The 18,572-nt window shown below is 61.2% G+C and carries 15 protein-coding genes; 6 read left to right on the top strand and 9 right to left on the bottom strand.

Translation table 11 applies throughout. From position 1 onward, the window contains the following. The first annotated feature begins 138 nt into the window (after positions 1-138). The 6 genes from ABIE52_RS30765 (at position 139) to ABIE52_RS30740 (ending at position 5,768) form a co-directional block, all read left to right on the top strand. Positions 139-1,431, top strand: coding sequence for a glycosyltransferase family 4 protein (locus tag ABIE52_RS30765; protein WP_081305353.1), 1,293 nt, complete (start codon positions 139-141; stop codon positions 1,429-1,431). A gap of 83 nt (positions 1,432-1,514) precedes the next feature. After that, positions 1,515-2,552, top strand: a complete 1,038-nt coding sequence (gmd, locus tag ABIE52_RS30760) for a GDP-mannose 4,6-dehydratase (RefSeq protein WP_007728857.1) — start codon at positions 1,515-1,517, stop codon at positions 2,550-2,552. After that, positions 2,549-3,529 carry a GDP-L-fucose synthase family protein gene (locus ABIE52_RS30755; RefSeq protein ID WP_007728859.1) on the top strand — a complete coding sequence of 327 codons (981 nt, stop codon included), beginning with the start codon at positions 2,549-2,551 and terminating at the stop codon, positions 3,527-3,529. The genes gmd and ABIE52_RS30755 overlap by 4 nt, the downstream gene beginning before the upstream one ends. Next, entirely contained in the window at positions 3,526-4,062 is a 537-nt protein-coding gene (locus ABIE52_RS30750; protein WP_030536277.1) for a DapH/DapD/GlmU-related protein, read from the top strand. The genes ABIE52_RS30755 and ABIE52_RS30750 overlap by 4 nt, the downstream gene beginning before the upstream one ends. Continuing rightward, positions 4,059-5,180 (top strand): glycosyltransferase, encoded by a 1,122-nt coding sequence (locus ABIE52_RS30745; protein WP_030536278.1) that lies wholly within the window; start codon positions 4,059-4,061, stop codon positions 5,178-5,180. Before ABIE52_RS30750 ends, ABIE52_RS30745 begins: the two co-directional genes overlap by 4 nt. A 33-nt stretch (positions 5,181-5,213) precedes the next feature. After that, positions 5,214-5,768, top strand: a complete 555-nt coding sequence (locus ABIE52_RS30740) for a YdcF family protein (protein ID WP_007728868.1) — start codon at positions 5,214-5,216, stop codon at positions 5,766-5,768. A gap of 14 nt (positions 5,769-5,782) precedes the next feature. Here the strand turns inward: ABIE52_RS30740 and ABIE52_RS30735 are convergent, their stop codons facing one another. The 9 genes from ABIE52_RS30735 to ABIE52_RS30695 all read right to left on the bottom strand — a co-directional run bounded on the left by ABIE52_RS30735 (position 5,783) and on the right by ABIE52_RS30695 (position 18,563). Beyond that, the gene (locus tag ABIE52_RS30735; RefSeq protein ID WP_042920929.1) at positions 5,783-7,264 is read right to left on the bottom strand and encodes a sugar transferase; all 1,482 of its coding nucleotides are present in this window, start codon (positions 7,262-7,264) and stop codon (positions 5,783-5,785) included. 319 nt (positions 7,265-7,583) lie between these two features. Beyond that, on the bottom strand, positions 7,584-8,420 hold the full coding sequence (locus ABIE52_RS30730; protein WP_192712311.1) for a nucleoside triphosphate pyrophosphohydrolase: 837 nt from the start codon (positions 8,418-8,420) through the stop codon (positions 7,584-7,586). Between the two features lie 7 nt (positions 8,421-8,427). Further along, positions 8,428-12,054 carry a transcription-repair coupling factor gene (gene mfd, locus ABIE52_RS30725; protein WP_030536282.1) on the bottom strand — a complete coding sequence of 1,209 codons (3,627 nt, stop codon included), beginning with the start codon at positions 12,052-12,054 and terminating at the stop codon, positions 8,428-8,430. A gap of 128 nt (positions 12,055-12,182) precedes the next feature. Continuing rightward, the gene (locus ABIE52_RS30720; RefSeq protein WP_192712310.1) at positions 12,183-14,753 is read right to left on the bottom strand and encodes a glycosyl hydrolase 2 galactose-binding domain-containing protein; all 2,571 of its coding nucleotides are present in this window, start codon (positions 14,751-14,753) and stop codon (positions 12,183-12,185) included. A 2-nt stretch (positions 14,754-14,755) separates the two neighbouring features. Then, on the bottom strand, positions 14,756-15,742 hold the full coding sequence (locus ABIE52_RS30715) for a DUF1839 family protein (RefSeq protein ID WP_003946304.1): 987 nt from the start codon (positions 15,740-15,742) through the stop codon (positions 14,756-14,758). Further along, entirely contained in the window at positions 15,742-16,698 is a 957-nt protein-coding gene (locus tag ABIE52_RS30710; RefSeq protein WP_054781160.1) for an amino acid--[acyl-carrier-protein] ligase, read from the bottom strand. The genes ABIE52_RS30715 and ABIE52_RS30710 overlap by 1 nt, the downstream gene beginning before the upstream one ends. Continuing rightward, on the bottom strand, positions 16,695-17,885 hold the full coding sequence (locus ABIE52_RS30705) for an acyl-CoA dehydrogenase family protein (RefSeq protein ID WP_003946288.1): 1,191 nt from the start codon (positions 17,883-17,885) through the stop codon (positions 16,695-16,697). The genes ABIE52_RS30710 and ABIE52_RS30705 overlap by 4 nt, the downstream gene beginning before the upstream one ends. Then, a complete protein-coding gene (locus tag ABIE52_RS30700) occupies positions 17,882-18,124 on the bottom strand; it encodes an acyl carrier protein (RefSeq protein WP_003946296.1) in 243 nt (80 codons plus the stop codon). The genes ABIE52_RS30705 and ABIE52_RS30700 overlap by 4 nt, the downstream gene beginning before the upstream one ends. Then, on the bottom strand, positions 18,117-18,563 hold the full coding sequence (locus ABIE52_RS30695) for a holo-ACP synthase (RefSeq protein WP_003946314.1): 447 nt from the start codon (positions 18,561-18,563) through the stop codon (positions 18,117-18,119). Before ABIE52_RS30695 ends, ABIE52_RS30700 begins: the two co-directional genes overlap by 8 nt. Between the last annotated feature and the right edge of the window lie 9 nt (positions 18,564-18,572).

Raw genomic sequence — 18,572 nt, 5'->3', positions numbered from 1 at the left:
TCCCGGCGATCGAAGCACGACATGAGACCAGTTGATAAACCGTGGAAATAGGGCTTAAATAGCGTAAACCAAACCATTTGACTGTTTGAAGCGCAGTTTACCAACTGGAGGTTCGTCATCAGCACCCAGATCGACCAGATGCACGACAAACCTGGTGACGTCTCCGCGACTTTCGAGTTATCCAATCGTGGTCCCGTCGAATCGCTGAACATCACGATTCTCGGCATCAACTACGCGCCGGAAACCACGGGGATAGCCCCGTACATGACGGACCTTGCCGAGTCCCTCGGCGAGCGCGGGCACAAGGTGCACGTCGTCACCGGGTACCCGCACTATCCGGCGTGGGAAATCGACGCTTCCTACCAGGGACGGTCGATCGACGAGGTCGTGAACGGCGTTCACGTTCACCGACGCCGCCACTTCGTGCCCAGCCCACCGAATGCCTTGGGACGAATCAAGATGGAGCTGAGTTTCGGCGCACGTGCCGCCAGTTCCGGATGGAACACACCTGACGTAATCGTGTGCACCAGTCCGGCATTGCTGGCCACTGCGATGGTCCTCGGACGTGCTCGGCTGACACCCAAACGTCCGGCCATCGGGGTCTGGGTACACGACTTGTACGGTCAAGGCGTCGTGGAGACCGGTGCGATGACAGGCCGCAGTGCCCGCGCAACGTCCAGGCTCGAGGCGGCTGTCGTGAAGTCCGCCGACGGAATCGCCGTCGTCCATGACCGTTTCGTCGACCATGTCGTCAACGAACTTCACGTCCCACGCGAACGAGTCACAGTGGTTCGGAACTGGACGCACGTGACGCCGATCGATGTGGACGATCTCACCGCCGCACGCACCAAATTCGGTTGGTCGCCTGACGAAACCATTGTTCTGCACACCGGAAACATGGGCGTGAAACAAGGTCTGGAAAATGTCGTCGAGGCCGCTCGACTCGCCGACGAGCAGAGTCTGCCAATCCGATTCGTTCTGGTCGGTGACGGCAATCAGCGACCGAACCTCGAAGCCGCGGCAGTCGGAGTCGATCGAATCGACTTCGTCCGCCCACTCGACGACCAGGATTTCCGCACTGCCATGGCCGCCGCCGACGTTTTACTGGTCAACGAGGCACCCGGGATCGTCGGGATGGCAGTGCCGAGCAAGCTGACGTCGTATTTCAGCAGCGGTACCCCGATTGTCGCCGCAACCGATGTGGCATCTACGACTGCCGACGAGATCCGTGCCTCCGGTGCTGGGGTCGTCACTCAGAACGGTGATCCCGCAGGCCTGCTCTCTGCAGCCCTACAACTCGCGGGCGACGCGGAGACTTCCGCCAGACTTGGTGCCGCCGGGGTCCATTACTGCGCCACCTCGGTTGGCAAAACCGCGTCCATCGACAAATGCGAAAAGTGGATCCGCGAGCTGGTGGCCGGCCGCAGTTAGTACGCGAGCCGCTCGGAACAAAACCTCACACATCTCGACTCGGATCTGAAGACGACGAACATAGACAAGGCAGCTGACGCTCGATGACCAAACGCGCACTCATCACAGGGATCACCGGACAGGACGGTTCCTACCTGGCAGAACTGTTGTTGGCCAAAGGTTACGAAGTTCACGGATTGATCAGACGCGCATCAACTTTCAACACGTCACGCATCGATCACCTCTATCAGGACCCTCACGAACTGGGCGCACGGCTGTTTTTGCACTACGGTGACCTGTCCGACGGCGCACGACTCGTCACGCTCCTGTCGAAGATCGCACCAGACGAGGTATACAACCTCGCTGCGCAGTCGCACGTGCGGGTCAGCTTCGACGAGCCCGAACACACAGGCAACACAACCGGAATCGGGTCTATTCGTTTGCTCGAAGCAGTCCGCATGACGGGATTGCAGTGCCGCTTCTACCAAGCTTCGAGTTCAGAAATGTTCGGAGCCAGTCCGCCTCCACAGAACGAGGACACCCCGTTCTATCCGCGGTCGCCGTACGGCGCTGCAAAGGTGTACTCGTACTGGGTCACCAGGAACTATCGCGAGGCCTACGGAATTCACGCGGTGAACGGGATCCTCTTCAATCACGAGTCACCCCGCCGCGGTGAAACATTCGTCACGAGAAAGATCACGCGTGCAGTCGCGCGAATCCAGGCCGGGATCGAAGATTCCCTGTACCTGGGCAATTTGGACGCGGTCAGGGACTGGGGCTACGCACCCGAGTACGTCGAGGGTATGTGGCGGATGCTTCAAGTCGACGAACCAGATGACTACGTGTTGGCCACTGGAGGAAACTTCACGGTCCAAGATTTTGTCGTGGCCTCATTCGAACATGTGGGTCTCGACTGGCAGAAGTACGTCAAATTCGATCCTCGTTACCTTCGCCCCACAGAGGTGGACGCTCTGGTCGGCGATGCAGGCAAGGCCGAGGACAAACTGGGCTGGAAAGCGACAGTACAGACCCCAGAATTGGCTCGAATCATGATGGACGCCGACATCGCAGCATTGGCGCATGCCGGCACACCGTGGATCGACACGCCGCATCTCCCTGATTGGAAGATCTCGCTCTCATGATCACAACGAAATCGATTGCACCTCTTGATCGCAGCGCCCCGACTTACATCGCCGGACACAAGGGACTGGTGGGATCCGCCCTCTGGCGCAAGCTCGAACAGAGTGGCTTCACCGACCTGATCGGCCGCACATCTGCCGAACTCGATCTGCGAAACCGAGCAGACGTATTCGCCTTCTTCGAAGCCGCCAAACCGTCGTGCGTCGTCTTGGCTGCCGCGAAGGTCGGAGGAATCGTCGCGAACAACACGTATCCGGTCGATTTCATCTCCGACAACCTTCAGATCCAGACCAATGTGCTCGACGCAGCGCTGCGGCACGGCGTGCGCCGATTGCTGTTCCTCGGGTCCTCGTGCATCTACCCGCGCCTGGCGCCACAGCCGATCAGAGAAGATCAATTACTGAACGGCCATCTCGAACCGACCAACGACGCATATGCGATCGCCAAGATTGCGGGAATCATCCAGGTCCAGGCTGTTCGTAGGCAGTTCGGGTTGCCCTGGATCTCGGCGATGCCGACAAGCCTGTACGGACCCGGCGACAACTTCTCGGAGAATGTTTCGCACGTACTTCCTGCGATGATCCGCCGTCTCGACCAAGCCAAGAACGAGGGAATTGAATCAGTCACAAACTGGGGTTCGGGGAGCCCACGTCGAGAATTCCTCCATGTGGACGACTTGGCCGATGCACTCCTTCACCTACTTGACACCTTCGACGAGTCCGGGCATGTCAACGTCGGTACCGGTCACGACGAAACCATTAAAGAGCTCGCAAATATTGTGGCCGAAGCAGTGGGATATGAAGGCCGAATGGACTGGGACACAAGCAAGCCCGATGGTGCACCGCGCAAACTACTCGACGTGTCCACATTGATGGCCACCGGTTGGAAACCACAGATCTCAACCCGCGAGGGCATCGAGTCGACCGTAGCCTGGTATCGCGAGCACGTACGGGATTCGTCTGCAGCGGTCCGACTGTGAGCACAAACCGCACTCTGTCCGGGTTCACCGGTGCAGGATACGACAAGGGACGCGGCCCGCTGGTTCAAATCTCCTGGCTCGCGATTTCCGGTGTGCTGCTTTCTCATTGGTGGTGCCCCAATGGAGTACGCGTTGCAGTTCTCCGGCGGTTCGGTGCCGACATCGCCGACGGGGTCCTGATTCGACACCGCGTCCGTATCCACTGGCCGTGGAAACTGACGGTCGGAGCAGACTCGTGGATCGGCGAGGGAACATGGATACTCAATCTCGAACCCGTCACGATAGGGGCGAATACGGCTATCTCGCAGGATGTCCTCCTGTGTACGGGCAGTCATGATCACCGAAGTCCCACATTCGAGTTCGACAATGCTCCCATCGCCATCGGTGACCAAGCATGGATCGCCGCCCGTGCGACGATACTCCGCGGTGTAACGATCGGGGACAACGCAATCGTCGGCGCGACGGCTTTGGTGACGTCCGATGTTTCCGCCGGAGCCACGATGTTGGCGCCACGGGCCGGCGCTGCACGATGAAGATACTGCAGATCGTCACTCTCTTCTCACCGGACGCCGCCTACGGAGGGCCTATCAGGGTCGCCCTAAATCAGTCGAAAGCATTGCAGGACAATGGGCATGACGTAACTATCGCCGCGGGTGAGCGTGGATACGCGGTGCCACCGACACGCGAGCAGGGCATCGCTCTGCAATTGTTTCCGGCGCGAACCGTGATCCCCAAAATCGGGTACGCGGGAATCGGCGCGCCGTCGATGCTTGTGTGGCTTCGCAAGCACGTCCGAGAATTCGACGTCGTGCACATTCATCTCGCGCGTGACCTGGTGACCCTTCCTGCCGCGAAATTGGCTCTTGCATACGGTATTCCAGTTTTCGCACAAACTCACGGGATGATCGACGAGACAGACAAATTGCTGGCAAGGCCGTTGGACGCTGCTTTCACGATCCCGGTCCTCAAACGAGCACGGACAGTGTTCTATCTGACCGAACGAGAGCACACAGACCTGCAGTCTGTTGTCGGAGACAGTCGCGTCAACTTGGTGGAACTCAACAACGGGATCCCCGAGGCCGAAGACCTCGAGTCACGGCCAGTCAACAGTTGCGACCCGCCCGAGGTCCTCTACCTCGCACGACTACAGGCAAGAAAGCGACCCCAGGTCTTCGTCGAAGCCGCAAAAGAGTTGTTGGACAGCGGACACACGGCGCGCTTTTCGATAGTCGGACCGGATGAGGGTGAAGCAGAAGCCGTCAACCGACTGATCGAACGCTCCGGACATAGCAATTGCATCCAGTACGAAGGCCCACTACCGTTCGACAAGTCTCCCGAACGATTTCGTCAAGCCGCTGTATATGTCTTGCCCTCCGTGAACGAACCGTTCCCGATGTCTGTACTCGAGGCGATGGCCGCTGGACTGCCCGTAGTCGTCACCGACACGTGCGGCCTCGCACCACTGATCCGGGATGGTCGGTGTGGCCTCGTGACCGATGACGCCACCGAATCAGTGACCGCGGCGATCTCGTCGCTCTTGAAGGATCCCGTCGCCGCTGCAGAGATGGGCGCCCGCGCGCGAAATGTTGCTCGCGAACGACTAGGAATGCCTGCCGTTCGTGCGGTGCTCGAAACCCAGTACGGGCTCTGAGCGGCTCCCACATCTGCACTACAGGAAGTAATTGTGAAATCCACTCGCCCCAAGGTCCGTCGACGCGTACTCGTTCTCAGCGGGATTGTCGGCGGACTTACTGCAATCACTGCCGCCGGCTGGCCGGTCTACGTCGATCCGGTGATCGACACACCCGAAATGGCCGACGCGATAGTTGTTCTCGGCGGTGATCACGACGGCAGAGAAGAATACGGACTGTCCTTGGCCGAGCAGGGCTACGCGCCCCAGATCATCTTTTCGAATCCGTATCGAAGCAATGATCCGAGGATCACCGCAATATGCGAGGGCACCTACGACTTCGAGGTCAGCTGTTTCAAGCCAGATCCGTCGACCACGCGTGGTGAAGGACAGGAGATTCGGCGTCGCGCCGAGGCACAGGGATGGAAGCGTGTCATCGTTGTGACCTTCGTTCCCCATGTCTCTCGCAGTCGCTACATCATCAACCGTTGCTGGGACGGTGACATCGACGTAGTCGCGGACCCCCGACCACTTCCGGTCTGGGTCTGGGCCGCGAACTATGTGTGGCAAACCGCCGGGTATGTTCGCGCCCAGTTCCAGGAATGCTGACTGCCTCTGTCCGGTCAGTACGCTCCGTCGCTCCTGAGCACTGCGGATACGGTCCTGGTGATGATCGAGATATTCTGCGCCGCAGACCAATTCTCCACGTAGGAAGAGTCGAGACGAACAGATTCTTCCCAGGAGAGATCACTGCGACCACTTACCTGCCAGAGACCGGTGATGCCAGGCTTGACCAGCAGGCGCCGGGCAACCTCGTCGTCGTACATCTCGACCTCGCGACGCAATGGCGGCCGCGGGCCGACAACGCTCATCTCTCCGCGAATGACGTTGAAGAACTGCGGTAGCTCGTCGATACTCAATCGACGAAGGATCTTGCCGACGGACGTGATTCGTGGATCCTCACGCATCTTGAACAACACACCTCCGGCGCCTTCGTTGTCCCCCATCAGATCGACAACCTGCTGATCGGCGCCTTCCACCATGGTACGAAACTTGAACATGGGGAACGGTTTCCCGTTGAGGCCGATGCGTTCCGCCTTGTAGAACACCGGGCCTTTCGACGTGAACTTGACTGCAGCGGCAGCGGCGAGCATGACCGGCGCCACGAGGAGGATCATCAGCATCGAGAACACCGCGTCGAAAACAGCGGGCGCAAGCCGGTTCGCGCCCTGGTAGCGCGGCCGCGCAACGTGAATCAACGGGAGACCCGCCGCAGGGCGAAACATCAAGCGAGCCTTCGACACATCGGCCACGACCGGTGAAACCACCATGTCGACGCCCTCGGCTTCGAGGTCCCACATCAGTTTGCGAATGCCCACCTGTCCGAGGTCTTCGGTCCCGGTTACGATGACGGTGTCTGCGCCACTTGCGCGCATCGCCTCGACTACCTCGAACTCGTTGCCCATTACCGGGACTGCTGCTCCGTCGACAACGATGTGATCGTCCAACGCGGTCGCCCGACGCGGAATGCACGCTCCCACAACGTCGTAGCCTGCCGAGGATTCCCGCACGAAGGCACGCGTAGTAGCAACGACGGACGCATGTCCACCGACCAACAGCACCGAGTTACGGCAATCCCCGATCGCACGCTTCTTTCGAATGTCGCGTCGCCAGAGGTAGCGTCCGAGAAGCAGCGCAGCGAGTCCGACGGGCAGTGCGATCATGAGGTAGCTTCGCGCAATTCCCACGCCCAGAATAATCCCGGCCAATGCGCCTACTCCGAAGACCTGGCCGGTAGCGAGCAGTACCTTCTCGTACTCGTCACTGCCCTCGCCCAGCATCGCCTGATGACGGCTACGCCCCCGTGCGAGGGCGATCATCCACAGTCCGCCCAACGCTGCAGACGCGATCACTTTAAGTGGTGTCAGCCACTCGATGGGATGCGGCCACATACTGCCGATCTGAGCGAGTGCGATCACGAACAGGACCGTGATCGAATCGCTCACTGCGATCCGCTTCCGGTATGCCCGGCGCCAGTCTGTTCCGACATGAGCGGAATCCTGCGATACCGCCGACCGGCTCTCCACCTCAGCATGAACGCTCATTTGCCATCAGTCTTTCTTGTCATACGAACGGCGTCAGCGGATCGAACGGCTTGGGGGATCGCTGATCGGTAGCCACCGCGAGCGTCCAGGTACGGCAACACCCCGCCGGTTGCCGTACCTCGCTGCTCGCAGTGCAGAAATGAACCGTCATCGGACCCCCCTACATAACCGCCGATCAAAGGCCAATTCATGCAAGAAAACGACCCAGTGTTGCTCATTTCGTACGTAAACATACCTTAGGTTTGTTTCAACTGCACTCACCAAGCCCAAGCTATTTTCCGATTGCCAGGTGATTACCGGGCAATTACGTCAAAGTGGGCTAATCCTCCACGTCTTCGAGACGTCTTCCCTCACGAATCCGAATGTCGGCGATCAGCATGTCCAGGGCGCCCAGGAGTGCAGTGTCGGCGTGTCGGCACTGCTCGATCAGAGCTTCCAGATCAGCTTCATCGGCGCTTTCGATCACACCAGCTTTGGCGGCCCTGCTCAGTACTTTTTCGGCGAGGAGCAACGGCGGCTGCGACCGAGCGATGCCGTCCATGGATGACGCGCGAGCCTTCTCGGCAGCCTTCAAAGCGTCCCACGCCCGCTCTTGCTCAGCGATGTCGACCGCCCCGGAACTGACCAGGTGCGGGCTGCGGTGCACGAGTTTCGCGATCAATGCACCGGCCACGTCGTCCAATTCGAAAACACCGTGTGCTTGAGCGATCCGCGAGTGGAACAACACCTGAAGCAACAGGTCTCCGAGTTCCTCCCGAAGATCGCTCTCGTCGTCGCTTCGAATCGCGTCGAGTACCTCGTAGGTCTCCTCGACGAGGTAAACGGAGAGGCTCTCGTGCGTCTGGGTCGACTCCCAACCGCCGCGATTCCACAACCGGTCCATGATCGACGCCGCTTCCACCAGTCGATCGCCGTGAATGGGTTCGGCGCGAATCATCTTTACCCCAGCGGCAGACAACGCCGCGATCTTCGGCTCGGCGGTGTCCATCATCACAGTCACCGCGGCGCCGGGTGTCGTGGCCGGCAGTGCGCCGCGTACCGAGTCGGGGACGTCCGGGTCGATATCGATCGCGCCGGACAGGAACGGGAGCGCCTCCAGCGGAAAGACATGCGGCCGCAAAGGATCGAGCAGTACGACGACGGGCGATTCGTTCACCGTGTGCTCACGCCTCGACCAGGACGGCACCGGCGGCGCGCCCGTCAATCGCCAGGATGAAGTCCGCGATGTACTGGAGCAATTCGACGTCCCGCAGGCGATCCGAGCCGACTCCGCCGGTGCGAGGCAGCGGGAGTTGCACGAGCCCGGTCGTTGCCCGGTACTGCGCGCTCGGATAGATCCTCTTGAGCCTGATCTGTTTGGAATCGGGCAGTGACATAGGCGAGATCTTGAGCTGAGTTCCGGTGACGGCGACTTCCTCCAGTTGATACTCGCGGCAGAGCAGTCGAAGCTTGGCCACCGAGATCAGCCGTCGAACCTCTTCGGGCAGTGGGCCGTAGCGATCGACCAGTTCTTCGACTACGGCAGCGATGCCGTCGGAATCAGTTGCCGCAGCGAGCTTGCGGTACCCCTCCAACCTGAGCCTGTCACTGGTGACGTAGTCGGGCGGGATGTGCGCGTCCACCGGTAGGTCGATCCGGACTTCCTTCGTGCCCTCGTCCATTGTGATCGGTTTGCCGTCGGCTGCAGCCCGGAAGGCTTCGACCGCCTCACCGACCAGCCTGACGTACAGATCGAACCCGACCCCCGCGACGTGGCCGGACTGCTCTGCGCCCAGAACGTTTCCGGCTCCACGGATTTCGAGGTCCTTCATCGCGACGGCCATACCCGCGCCGAGGTCCGAATTCTGCGAAATCGTTGCCAGTCGGTCGTATGCCGTTTCCGTCAAAGGCTTTTCGGCCGGGTACAGGAAATAGGCGTATCCACGTTCACGACTACGCCCGACGCGTCCGCGAAGCTGATGCAACTGCGAGAGGCCCAGCGAATCCGCACGTTCGACGATCAGTGTGTTCGCGTTCGAGATGTCCAGACCGGTTTCGATGATCGTGGTACAGACCAACACGTCGAAGTCGCGTTCCCAGAATCCTTGCACGGTCTTTTCGAGAGTGTCCTCGTTCATCTGACCGTGCGCGACGACGACGCGAGCCTCCGGGACGAGTTCACGGATCTTCTTGGCTGCCTTGTCGATCGAGCTGACACGGTTGTGTACGTAGAAGACCTGGCCGTCGCGCAGAAGTTCACGCCGGATGGCCGCGGCAACCTGCTTGTCCGCATACGCGCCGACGTACGTGAGGATCGGATGACGTTCTTCCGGCGGTGTGAGGATCGTGGACATCTCGCGGATCCCGGCCATGCTCATCTCGAGAGTACGAGGAATCGGGGTAGCCGACATCGTCAGGACGTCGACGTGGGTGCGTAACGCCTTGATGTGTTCCTTGTGCTCGACTCCGAATCGCTGTTCCTCGTCGACGATCACAAGCCCGAGGTCCTTCCAGCGAATACCGGTCTGCAGCAACCTGTGAGTACCGACGACGATGTCGATCTCACCTTCCGCCATGCCGGCGATGATTTCCTTCGAGTCCTTGGCGTCGGTGAACCGGGACAGCCCTCGCACCTTCACCGGGAACGACGACATTCGTTCGGTGAAGGTCTGAAGATGTTGCTGTGCAAGCAGAGTCGTCGGCACCAGCACCGCCACTTGCTTGCCGTCCTGCACTGCCTTGAACGCGGCGCGGACGGCGATCTCCGTCTTGCCGTACCCGACGTCACCGATGACCACCCGGTCCATCGGAACCGGCTTCTCCATGTCGGCCTTGACCTCACTGATAACGGTCAACTGGTCGATCGTCTCGGTGAACGCGAATGCGTCTTCGAGTTCCTTCTGCCACGGTGTGTCCGGGCCGAACGCATGCCCGGGAGCAGCCTGACGCGCTGCGTAGAGCTGAACCAGCTCGCCCGCGATCTCACGAACTGCCTTGCGGGCCTTACGCTTTGTGTTTGCCCAGTCGGATCCACCGAGCTTGCTCAGCGCCGGCAACTCCCCACCGACGTATCGGGAGAGTTGATCGAGCGATTCCATCGGGACGAACAGACGATCGCCCGGATGACCGCGCTTGCTCGGCGCGTATTCGATGACCAGGTATTCACGACGCGCCCCACCGATGGTGCGTTCGACCATTTCGACGAACCGGCCGATACCGTGCTGATCATGCACGACCATGTCCCCTGCCGACAGCGCGAGGGGATCAACCTGATTGCGGCGCTTGGCCGGCAAGCGCTTTCCGTCGCCGACCGCGGCAACGCGGTTGCCGGTCAGATCGGACTCGGTGACGATCACCATCCCAGGCGTCGAGTCGTCGCCGGCGAGTACCAGTCCGTCGTGCAGTGATCCGCGGAGCACCGCGACCTGTCCACGGGCGGGGGTAGCGCCGGCATCGAGCATCTTGGCGGGCACTTCGGCTTCACCGAGTCGCTCCACGACGCGGCTTGCGGTTCCGGCACCTGCCACCACGATCGCCGCGCGACCGCCCGTGCTCACGTGCGCCCGAAGGCTGACGAACAGCTCGGCCAACAGGTCGTCGGAACCGCGCACCTGCGGTGCCGCATGCACCGGGAGTTCGAGTTCTTCACCGTTTCCCGACGCCAGCGGGCTGACTGTCCACCAGGGTCTGCCGGCAGCTTCGGCAGATTCGCGAACATGACGAAGCGACCGGTACGCGGAGGCACCGAGATCGACTCCTCCGCCGTTGAGGATCGACGTGTCGAGCGGTGCAGCGCCGCCGATCGACGCCGCCGTCCACGATGCTTCCAAGAATTCCTGGCCGGTGCGCACCAGGTCGGTGGCGCGGGTGCGCACCTTTTCCGGATCACACAGAAGAATGTGCGCCCCTTCAGGAAGTACATCGGAAAGTAGCTGCAGTTCACCGGGTTTGAGAACCGGGAGCAGAGCTTCCATCCCCTCGACGGGGATACCTGCCGAGATCTTGTCCAGCATCTCGACCAACGACGCGTCAGCCTGGTTCTCAGCAGCGAGTGCGGCAGCTCGATCACGAACATCAGCTGTCAGAATCAGTTCACGACACGGCGGCGCGATCACGGAATCGACGTCGACGTCCGCTAGCGAACGCTGATCGGCAACTGAGAAGTACCGAAGCTCGGATACCTCGTCACCCCAGAATTCGATACGGACCGGATGATCCGCCGTGGGCGAGAACAAGTCGAGAATGCCACCACGGACCGCGAACTCACCACGCTTTCCCACCATGTCGACGCGGCTGTACGCCATCTCCACCAGACGAACCAGAACGGAATCGAAATCGATCTCGGTGCCGACGCGCAACGTGATCGGTTCTATCTCGCCCAGGCCTGGCGCCATCGGCTGAACGAGGGAACGCACCGTGGTGACGATCACCCGAAGAGGCGATCCGTACGAGGCGTCGTCTGGCCTGGCGAGTCTGCGCAGTACCTCCACCCGTCGCCCAACGGTATCCGCGCTCGGCGACAGTCGCTCGTGCGGCAATGTTTCCCACGACGGAAACTGCGCCACTCCTCCACCGAGCATCTCGGTGAGTTCCGAAGTCAGATCGTCGGCTTCACGACCGGTGGCTGTCACCAGCAGCACCGGCGTGCGAGCGGCGAGTGCAGCGGCGATGAACGGCCGAGCCGGCTTCGGAGCCACGATGTCCAAGGCGGCCGATCCGATGGATTCGATCACCGGAGTGAACGCGGCATCTGCGAGGGCGACCTCGGCGAGTCCAGCGAGCGCAGTCTGGGCAGAGGACAAGGAAGTCAACGAACGCGCTCCTGAACAGTGATGACGGGTTGCGGACGCACAGCCCGAGCGCAATATCCCCACCGAGGCAGAGTTGTGCGCCGGTTCGATTCTATCGGTGTGCGATCTCGCAGCGCAGTCCGATCCGTTCAGTTTCCCGTAGCACTCGTCTTCTTCGACGTCCGCTTGGACGGCGAGGATTGTGTGACCGGAGTGATCGGCGGCGCCACGGCCACACTCACGTGCGAGTTGAGCGCCCGAACGCGACCGATCACCTTCGTCGCCTGACCGGTTCTCCGTAGGCGTACAGTCCTGCGACCGTTCGGCGCGAGGTGGAACCAGGAGTCTTCGGGCTCGAAGCCCTGCAGTTCGAGGGCAACGTATTGGGCGGAAGCATCCGTCGAGACGTCGACTACCCACTCTTCGTCACCGACGTTGCGCGCTGCGGCAACAAGTCCGACCGATCGCTCGCGAGGCCGCGCCGAGCCACCCAGGAGGTGGACCACTTCGTCCACCATCTCGCCGTCTTCGTCTTCGAGTGTGACGGTGACGGCGTCGTATGTCCGCGCCCCGAACCGAAACACGTGAGTGAGGTCGGTGAAACGGCCGACAAGGCTGTCCACGGACCAGGTCAGACTTGAATGCGCTTCCACCTTGACCGGTAGCGCGACGTCGACCGGGACGACGCCTGACCGACTGTGCGCTCGAAACCTGATCTCGCCGACGACAGGTTCGGCGGTCTCGTTGATCGCGTCGAGCCTCAATCCGTCCATACCGTCGTCCGTGACGAGGAGCGCGATCGGTTTGGCGCTCCTACGGAGCACGAACCACGGAGCTTTGGGGCTGCCGCTCCAATCGAGGACCCCCCATCCCGGTCCGGGCTCCATGTCTCGCAGTGCGAGTGTCAAGGCGCCGTCGCACCGAGAGTCCGGGCGACGCCAGTATCCGAGCGTCGATGCGAACGCCTCACATACAGCTGCTCGCCCCAGGTCGAGATAGCGTTCCGGGTCGGACCACCGGACTTCACGAGCGTCTTCGCCGAAAAGCGCGTAGACGTAGTGGTCCCGAACATCCTCGAAATCCCACGACGATCCGTTGTCCCTAGGCACCGCGGCTTTCCATGCCGGGTGGTGCCCCGCGACGGCGAGTGAACCGAATTCGTTCTCGATCACGGCATTCGACGGTGGAATCGAAAATGCCAATGATTCGGTCGCAAAACGTACTCGCGCGCTGAGCACGTCGGCCAGTGGACGACGATAGGCACCCACCCCGAAGTAGTGAGCGACCCCGCTTCCGACATGCGTTGCCAATTGCTCGCCCCCGCGAGGCGCCGAGGGGGACGACGTCACGTACTCGAGTTCGGGTGCCACCGTCGAGATCAACTCCGGCAGTCTCGAATGAATGAGCGGGATGTGTTGATCGACCAAGCCCAGCATGGTCGGCTGCTGTTCGGTCTCGCTGCCGCCGCAGAAGACTGCCAAAGCGGGATTTCCGCGCACTCTGTGCAAGAACTCGGTGACCTCGGAGGCAACGAGTTCGAAGAATTCGTCGGTGTCGGGCGGATCGAGCGTCGCCAACATCATGTCCTGCCACACGAGAATGCCCAGTCGCGCGCATTCCTCCCAGAAGTGGTCGCTCTCGTAGACCATCGTCCCCGGGATTCGAATCATGTTCAGGCCGGCCTCTGCCAGGCGTTCCAAGACGCGAGTGGTGCCGGCGTCGCCTTGAAGCGAGATCGGGTCGGTCGGCACCCACACCGAACCACGGCAGTACACCCGGATGCCGTTGACATACAAACGGAATCCACCATCGGATCTGTCGACCTCCACCGTCCGGAAGCCAACTGAACCGAGATGCTCGGAGACTCCGACCGCTTCCATCGTCACCGGATAAGTGCGCGGGGTGCCATGAGTGTGCGGCCACCACAACTGCGCTTCCGGCACTTCGACGACGCCGGACACCTCGAGAAATCCATCCGGTCCGGCGGATACAGCCAATTGCCGCGAGTGTTCGCCGACGCGCACGGTCACGTACTCCAGCGAGGCCGGCAATCCGGTGAGCCGAGCACTGACGGCAACGCGACCGGTTGTGCCGTCAACACTCGCATGCTTGACAGCAGAGACTACGGCGGCAATCCCCTTGTCCAACAAGCGGATACCCCGCCACGGACCCACCGGTACCGGTACACCACTGAACACGGGAGCCATACCGAGCATCGTGGTTCGGATCCACCGAAGGCCCTGTTCACGGACCATCGACGAGCGCCAACGTCCTCGAGGACGCCTCGATCTCAAAATCGCGGAGAGAGAATGAAAATGAACAGCCACCTGGACACGTTTACCAGCGCCGACTCCGGCCGGAATGCTCACTTCCCCAGGTGCGAACATGGATTCAGTGGACGCGACACGGACACCGCCGATCCAGACATCCGCAAACGCCGTCATACCGTCGAACTGGAGCAGCCACGACCCCTCACCGGTCGTGGCCACGGTAGTCACGAACCACCAGTCCGATGATGAAACAGACGACGACGAAACGGACTTCGTGCGTCCGGCGTCCGTCTGCTCCGCACGTAACGCACCGACGACTGTTCCAGGCACGGACGCTGCGACCCACTCGGTCACGGCTTCGAGGGCATCCGGGTCGGATATGGATCCGGGTTCGGTTGCAGCGCATCGCCATATCGCGCCGGCCAGCAGGTCTGCTGACGAACGAGGCACTGTTAGACCAACCTCAAGTGTCGATGCGAGTCGACGCCGACTGTGTCGGCAACGATTTCCATCGCCCTCTTCCACGACACGGCCATCTCGTCGAGTTGCTCACGCGGGTCCACCGCGCGGCCCCTGGAGGCACGCGCCATCTGAAACTGCACGCTCTTGGCACCGGATGCCACTTTGCGGAAATCTGGCGCAGCTTCGCCTGTCCCGGAGAAACCTGCAGTGTCCAAGAACTCGCTGGCGTCGGCAGCCAGCTCCGCGCTGGCCCCGCACTGACGAAGTAGCCCGAAGGACCAGAGGTGAAAGGCATCCATACCCGCCCCCTGCACCCATTCGAGGTCGTCGATCACCTTGCGTCCCAGCTCTCGCACGGGATTACCCACCGCTCGAACCGCTACATTCCGCCGAGCCACTTCGGCGATGTTTCCGGCGTTGGTCGCGTGAACCGGATTCAACCTGATCTGTTCGACGTAGGGCACGAACGAAGGAAGTGAGGAACGATCGAGATCGAAGACGCCGGAGAAATCGTCGCCTCGCAGCAAGTAGTACCCGCTGTTGTGAAAGTACTCGAGCTCGCCGGCAACGCGATCGATCCGATTGGGCACGATCGTGGTCTTGGTGTGCCCCTCGTGATAGCTCGTTCCAAGAGTATCGGGAAGCCAGTATCCGTCCACTTCAACCGTCGACAGCATCCCAACCGCGAGGTTGTCCTCGACATGGATCAGCGGTGCCCGCCAGACGTTCATCTCGGCGACTTCGATTCCGTACAGCGCGTAGATGTCCTCGGCCTTGAGCTTGAGGAACGTCCACTGAGTCCCGTCGAACCGCGATGAGAAGGCACATGCCAATGCCGGGACGGGGTCCAATCCCAGCGAATGCAACACTTCGATCCACAGATCCGTGTAGCAGTTGGTCTGCGCCCACACGCGGTCGTCCTGATGCAACGAATGGGGCCTGTAGCGATCAGGTGAAATGTCGATGAGCCGTGACATCAGATGCCCATTCGTTCACGAACGGAGGTTGGCCATGCAGCCACGTCAAGACCATGAGTCCGCAACAAGGACAACGCGATTCGCTCCATCCCGAAGCCGACGCACGAGCTGTGTGCCACCTCCCCCTCCGCCGTTCGGATGTCGAAGTTGACACCGAAATGGTCGAGATGGTTGTTCGAGGACACGATCGCCGTGCCCTCGTCGAGATCTCCGTAGAGCCGAACCGTCAGTTCCGTCTTGAGATTCTCTTCACGCTGGTTGGCTGCAAGCATCTTTCCGGCGCGCCCGAAGAAAGGATCATTGGCGATCACCGGGGTAGCGTCGAGTTCGAGCCGGCCGAGCACCTCGAGCCCCCGCTCGATCCAGTGCTCGCGATGCGCTCGCGCTGCCGCGGCGTCACCGATCGTCACGAACTCGTGCATCCGAAACGCTTGCATGCGAGCCGGATCGATGGCCGGTTCGTGCCGGAAGCAAAAACCGTAGATGTCCAGCAGCACTCCGCCTTCGGGCAGAACTCCGGTGTACCGCGCATAGGCAGGATGGCACGCTGCGGACACGAGCATGGTCTCGGTCGGCTCGAGGTGGCGGTCCCACGATTGTCCGTCGGCGCGATCGGCCAGCAGTCGCGCGTGATCGCGATTGGAACCGGCGAAGGTGTTGATGGCGCCGGTGAGGTTGGGAAACGAAGCGATGTAGTCGGTGCGCTCGAAACTGCTCCGCGGGAACACCGGCGGGAACCGCAGCCGAGTCGCGGCGTCGCCTGGCCCCGCTGCAATCACCACTCGGTCGATACCGTCGACGATGTCCTCGAACACTCCGGAACGCCCGTAGAGTCCCGGCACCTCCGTCTCGACGAGAAGTCCTTCGACGAGCAGTTCACGTTGAAATGCAGCCCGGGCCCGATCCAGATCGGTCTCGCCTGTCACAGTCTCGGTCGTCACAGTCTCGTTCGTCATAGCGTTCCCCGGTATCCGATGGCCATGTGCGCTGAACCTGCCATGATTCGATCGTTGTTCACCATCACCGCTGCGCCGTGCGCGTCACGAAGGTGCCGACCGAGCGAAAATTCGGTGTCCTCGCGATATCCCGAGATTCCACAGATCAACATTGTCTGCCCCACGATTTCCACCACCGCTGTCGACGCTGTGACTTTCAGGTTGTTCATCGCGAGCGAAAATCCCACCGCTCCCGTCGCCTCGAAATCGGCAACGCCTTCCTCCGCGTGGACTGCGCGGTCGTACCTGCGCGCAGAGGCGCCGACGAGATCGGCGAATTGTTGTGCCGAAGCGGCAACTTCGGCGAGCCGCAGCGCTCCGGGGGAAGTGACCCCGGGCTGCTTGCGGGCGGCGGCACGCACGTACTTGCGCGCCTTCTCGACTGCAGCGTCGGCAATTCCCAACCACACCGAACTCCAGACGACGTGCGAGACCGGAAGCATGGTGTGGGTGGAGATATCGGAATACGGTACGCCGGCGACCATCTCCGGCGTCGAGGTGGCCCGAAGGATGTAACCGAGACTGCAAGTACCCCTCAGCCCCAGCGTGTTCCACTCGGTGGTGCGTTCGAGCGTCAGGTCTGGGGTACGACACACCACGAGAACCTGATCGTTCGGCTGACTCTCCGGTGTTCGCCGAGCCGTCACGACTATCGCGTCGGAGTGTTCACCGTACGAAATGACAGGCGCGTTCTTGATCAACAGCAGGTGACCGCCCAAGTCTTCCACCGCGCAGTAACTCCGGCTGACGTCACCACCGATTCCCAGCTCAGTGGTTGCCGATGCCAACAGCAATTGCTTGTCGACCGTTTCTTCGACAAACTCGCGTAGTGCTTCGGTGTTGCCGTGCTTGACCAACGAGTATATCTGCGTCTGATGCATCGCGAAAATCATTCCGCTTGCTGCACAGCGTGTTCCGATCACACGGGCGATCTGCGACACTTCCTGCAGCGAGAGCCCTTCGCCGCCTAGTTCCCTCGGCACAGCTACGGACAGCAGCCGTTCGCTTCGCATGGCGTCGACAGCTTCACGCGGAAACCTTGCTTCTGCATCGACTTCGTCGGCCCACACCGCTGCAACTTCGTCGGCCAACCGTGCGGCCCGCTCGAGGGCCGTTCCGGTGGAGCACTGCGATTGCGGAGCGTTCATGCAGCACCCAACTCCGTCAACGCACCCTCGATCGCCTTGACGCTTGCGAAAGTACTCTTCCGCAACAACTCGTCAGGGAACTCGATGTCGAACGAATCCTCCAGCGCCAACATGACATTCACGCTCGCGTGCGACGTCAAACCCAACTCGTAAAGATCGGCCTCTCCGTCGATCGTGCTCACGTCGACTGCCAGCCGACCGTGCTCGACGAGCACTTTCCGAATTGCCTGATCAATCATCAGCGATGTCGTCCTTCTTTTCGATGCGAGCGCCCGAGCGTGTTGCGATCACCATTGCGATGGCCACGTCCGCTTCGTGCGAGATAGATACTTGAAAATCGTGCAGATCCTGGGCCCGCGCGAGTTCCGCGGCATTACCGGACAGTGTCACCCCACAGCCACCCCACTCGGCCCGAGTGATTTCGATGGAACTCCACGGAACGGGAACGTCACCAGGCCGCAGTACCTTCACCACAGCCTCTTTGGCGGCGAAACGTGCAGCCAATCGTTGATCCCGCGCCGGCCCGGCGCACGTCTGCAATTCGTGCGGGGTGAAGGTCCGATCGAGATACCTCCGCCCGAAGAGTTCGATACTTCGAGTGACATCCACGACGTTCACTACGTCACAGCCGATCCGCGGGCCGATGTCGAGCATCGGCGTCGGCGCAGTGTCACCCATCTGTTGACT

The sequence above is a fragment of the Rhodococcus sp. OAS809 genome (genome assembly GCF_040546695.1).
Taxonomy (GTDB): Bacteria; Actinomycetota; Actinomycetes; order Mycobacteriales; family Mycobacteriaceae; genus Rhodococcus_F; species Rhodococcus_F qingshengii.
This window is presented reverse-complemented; position numbering and strand designations above follow the sequence as displayed.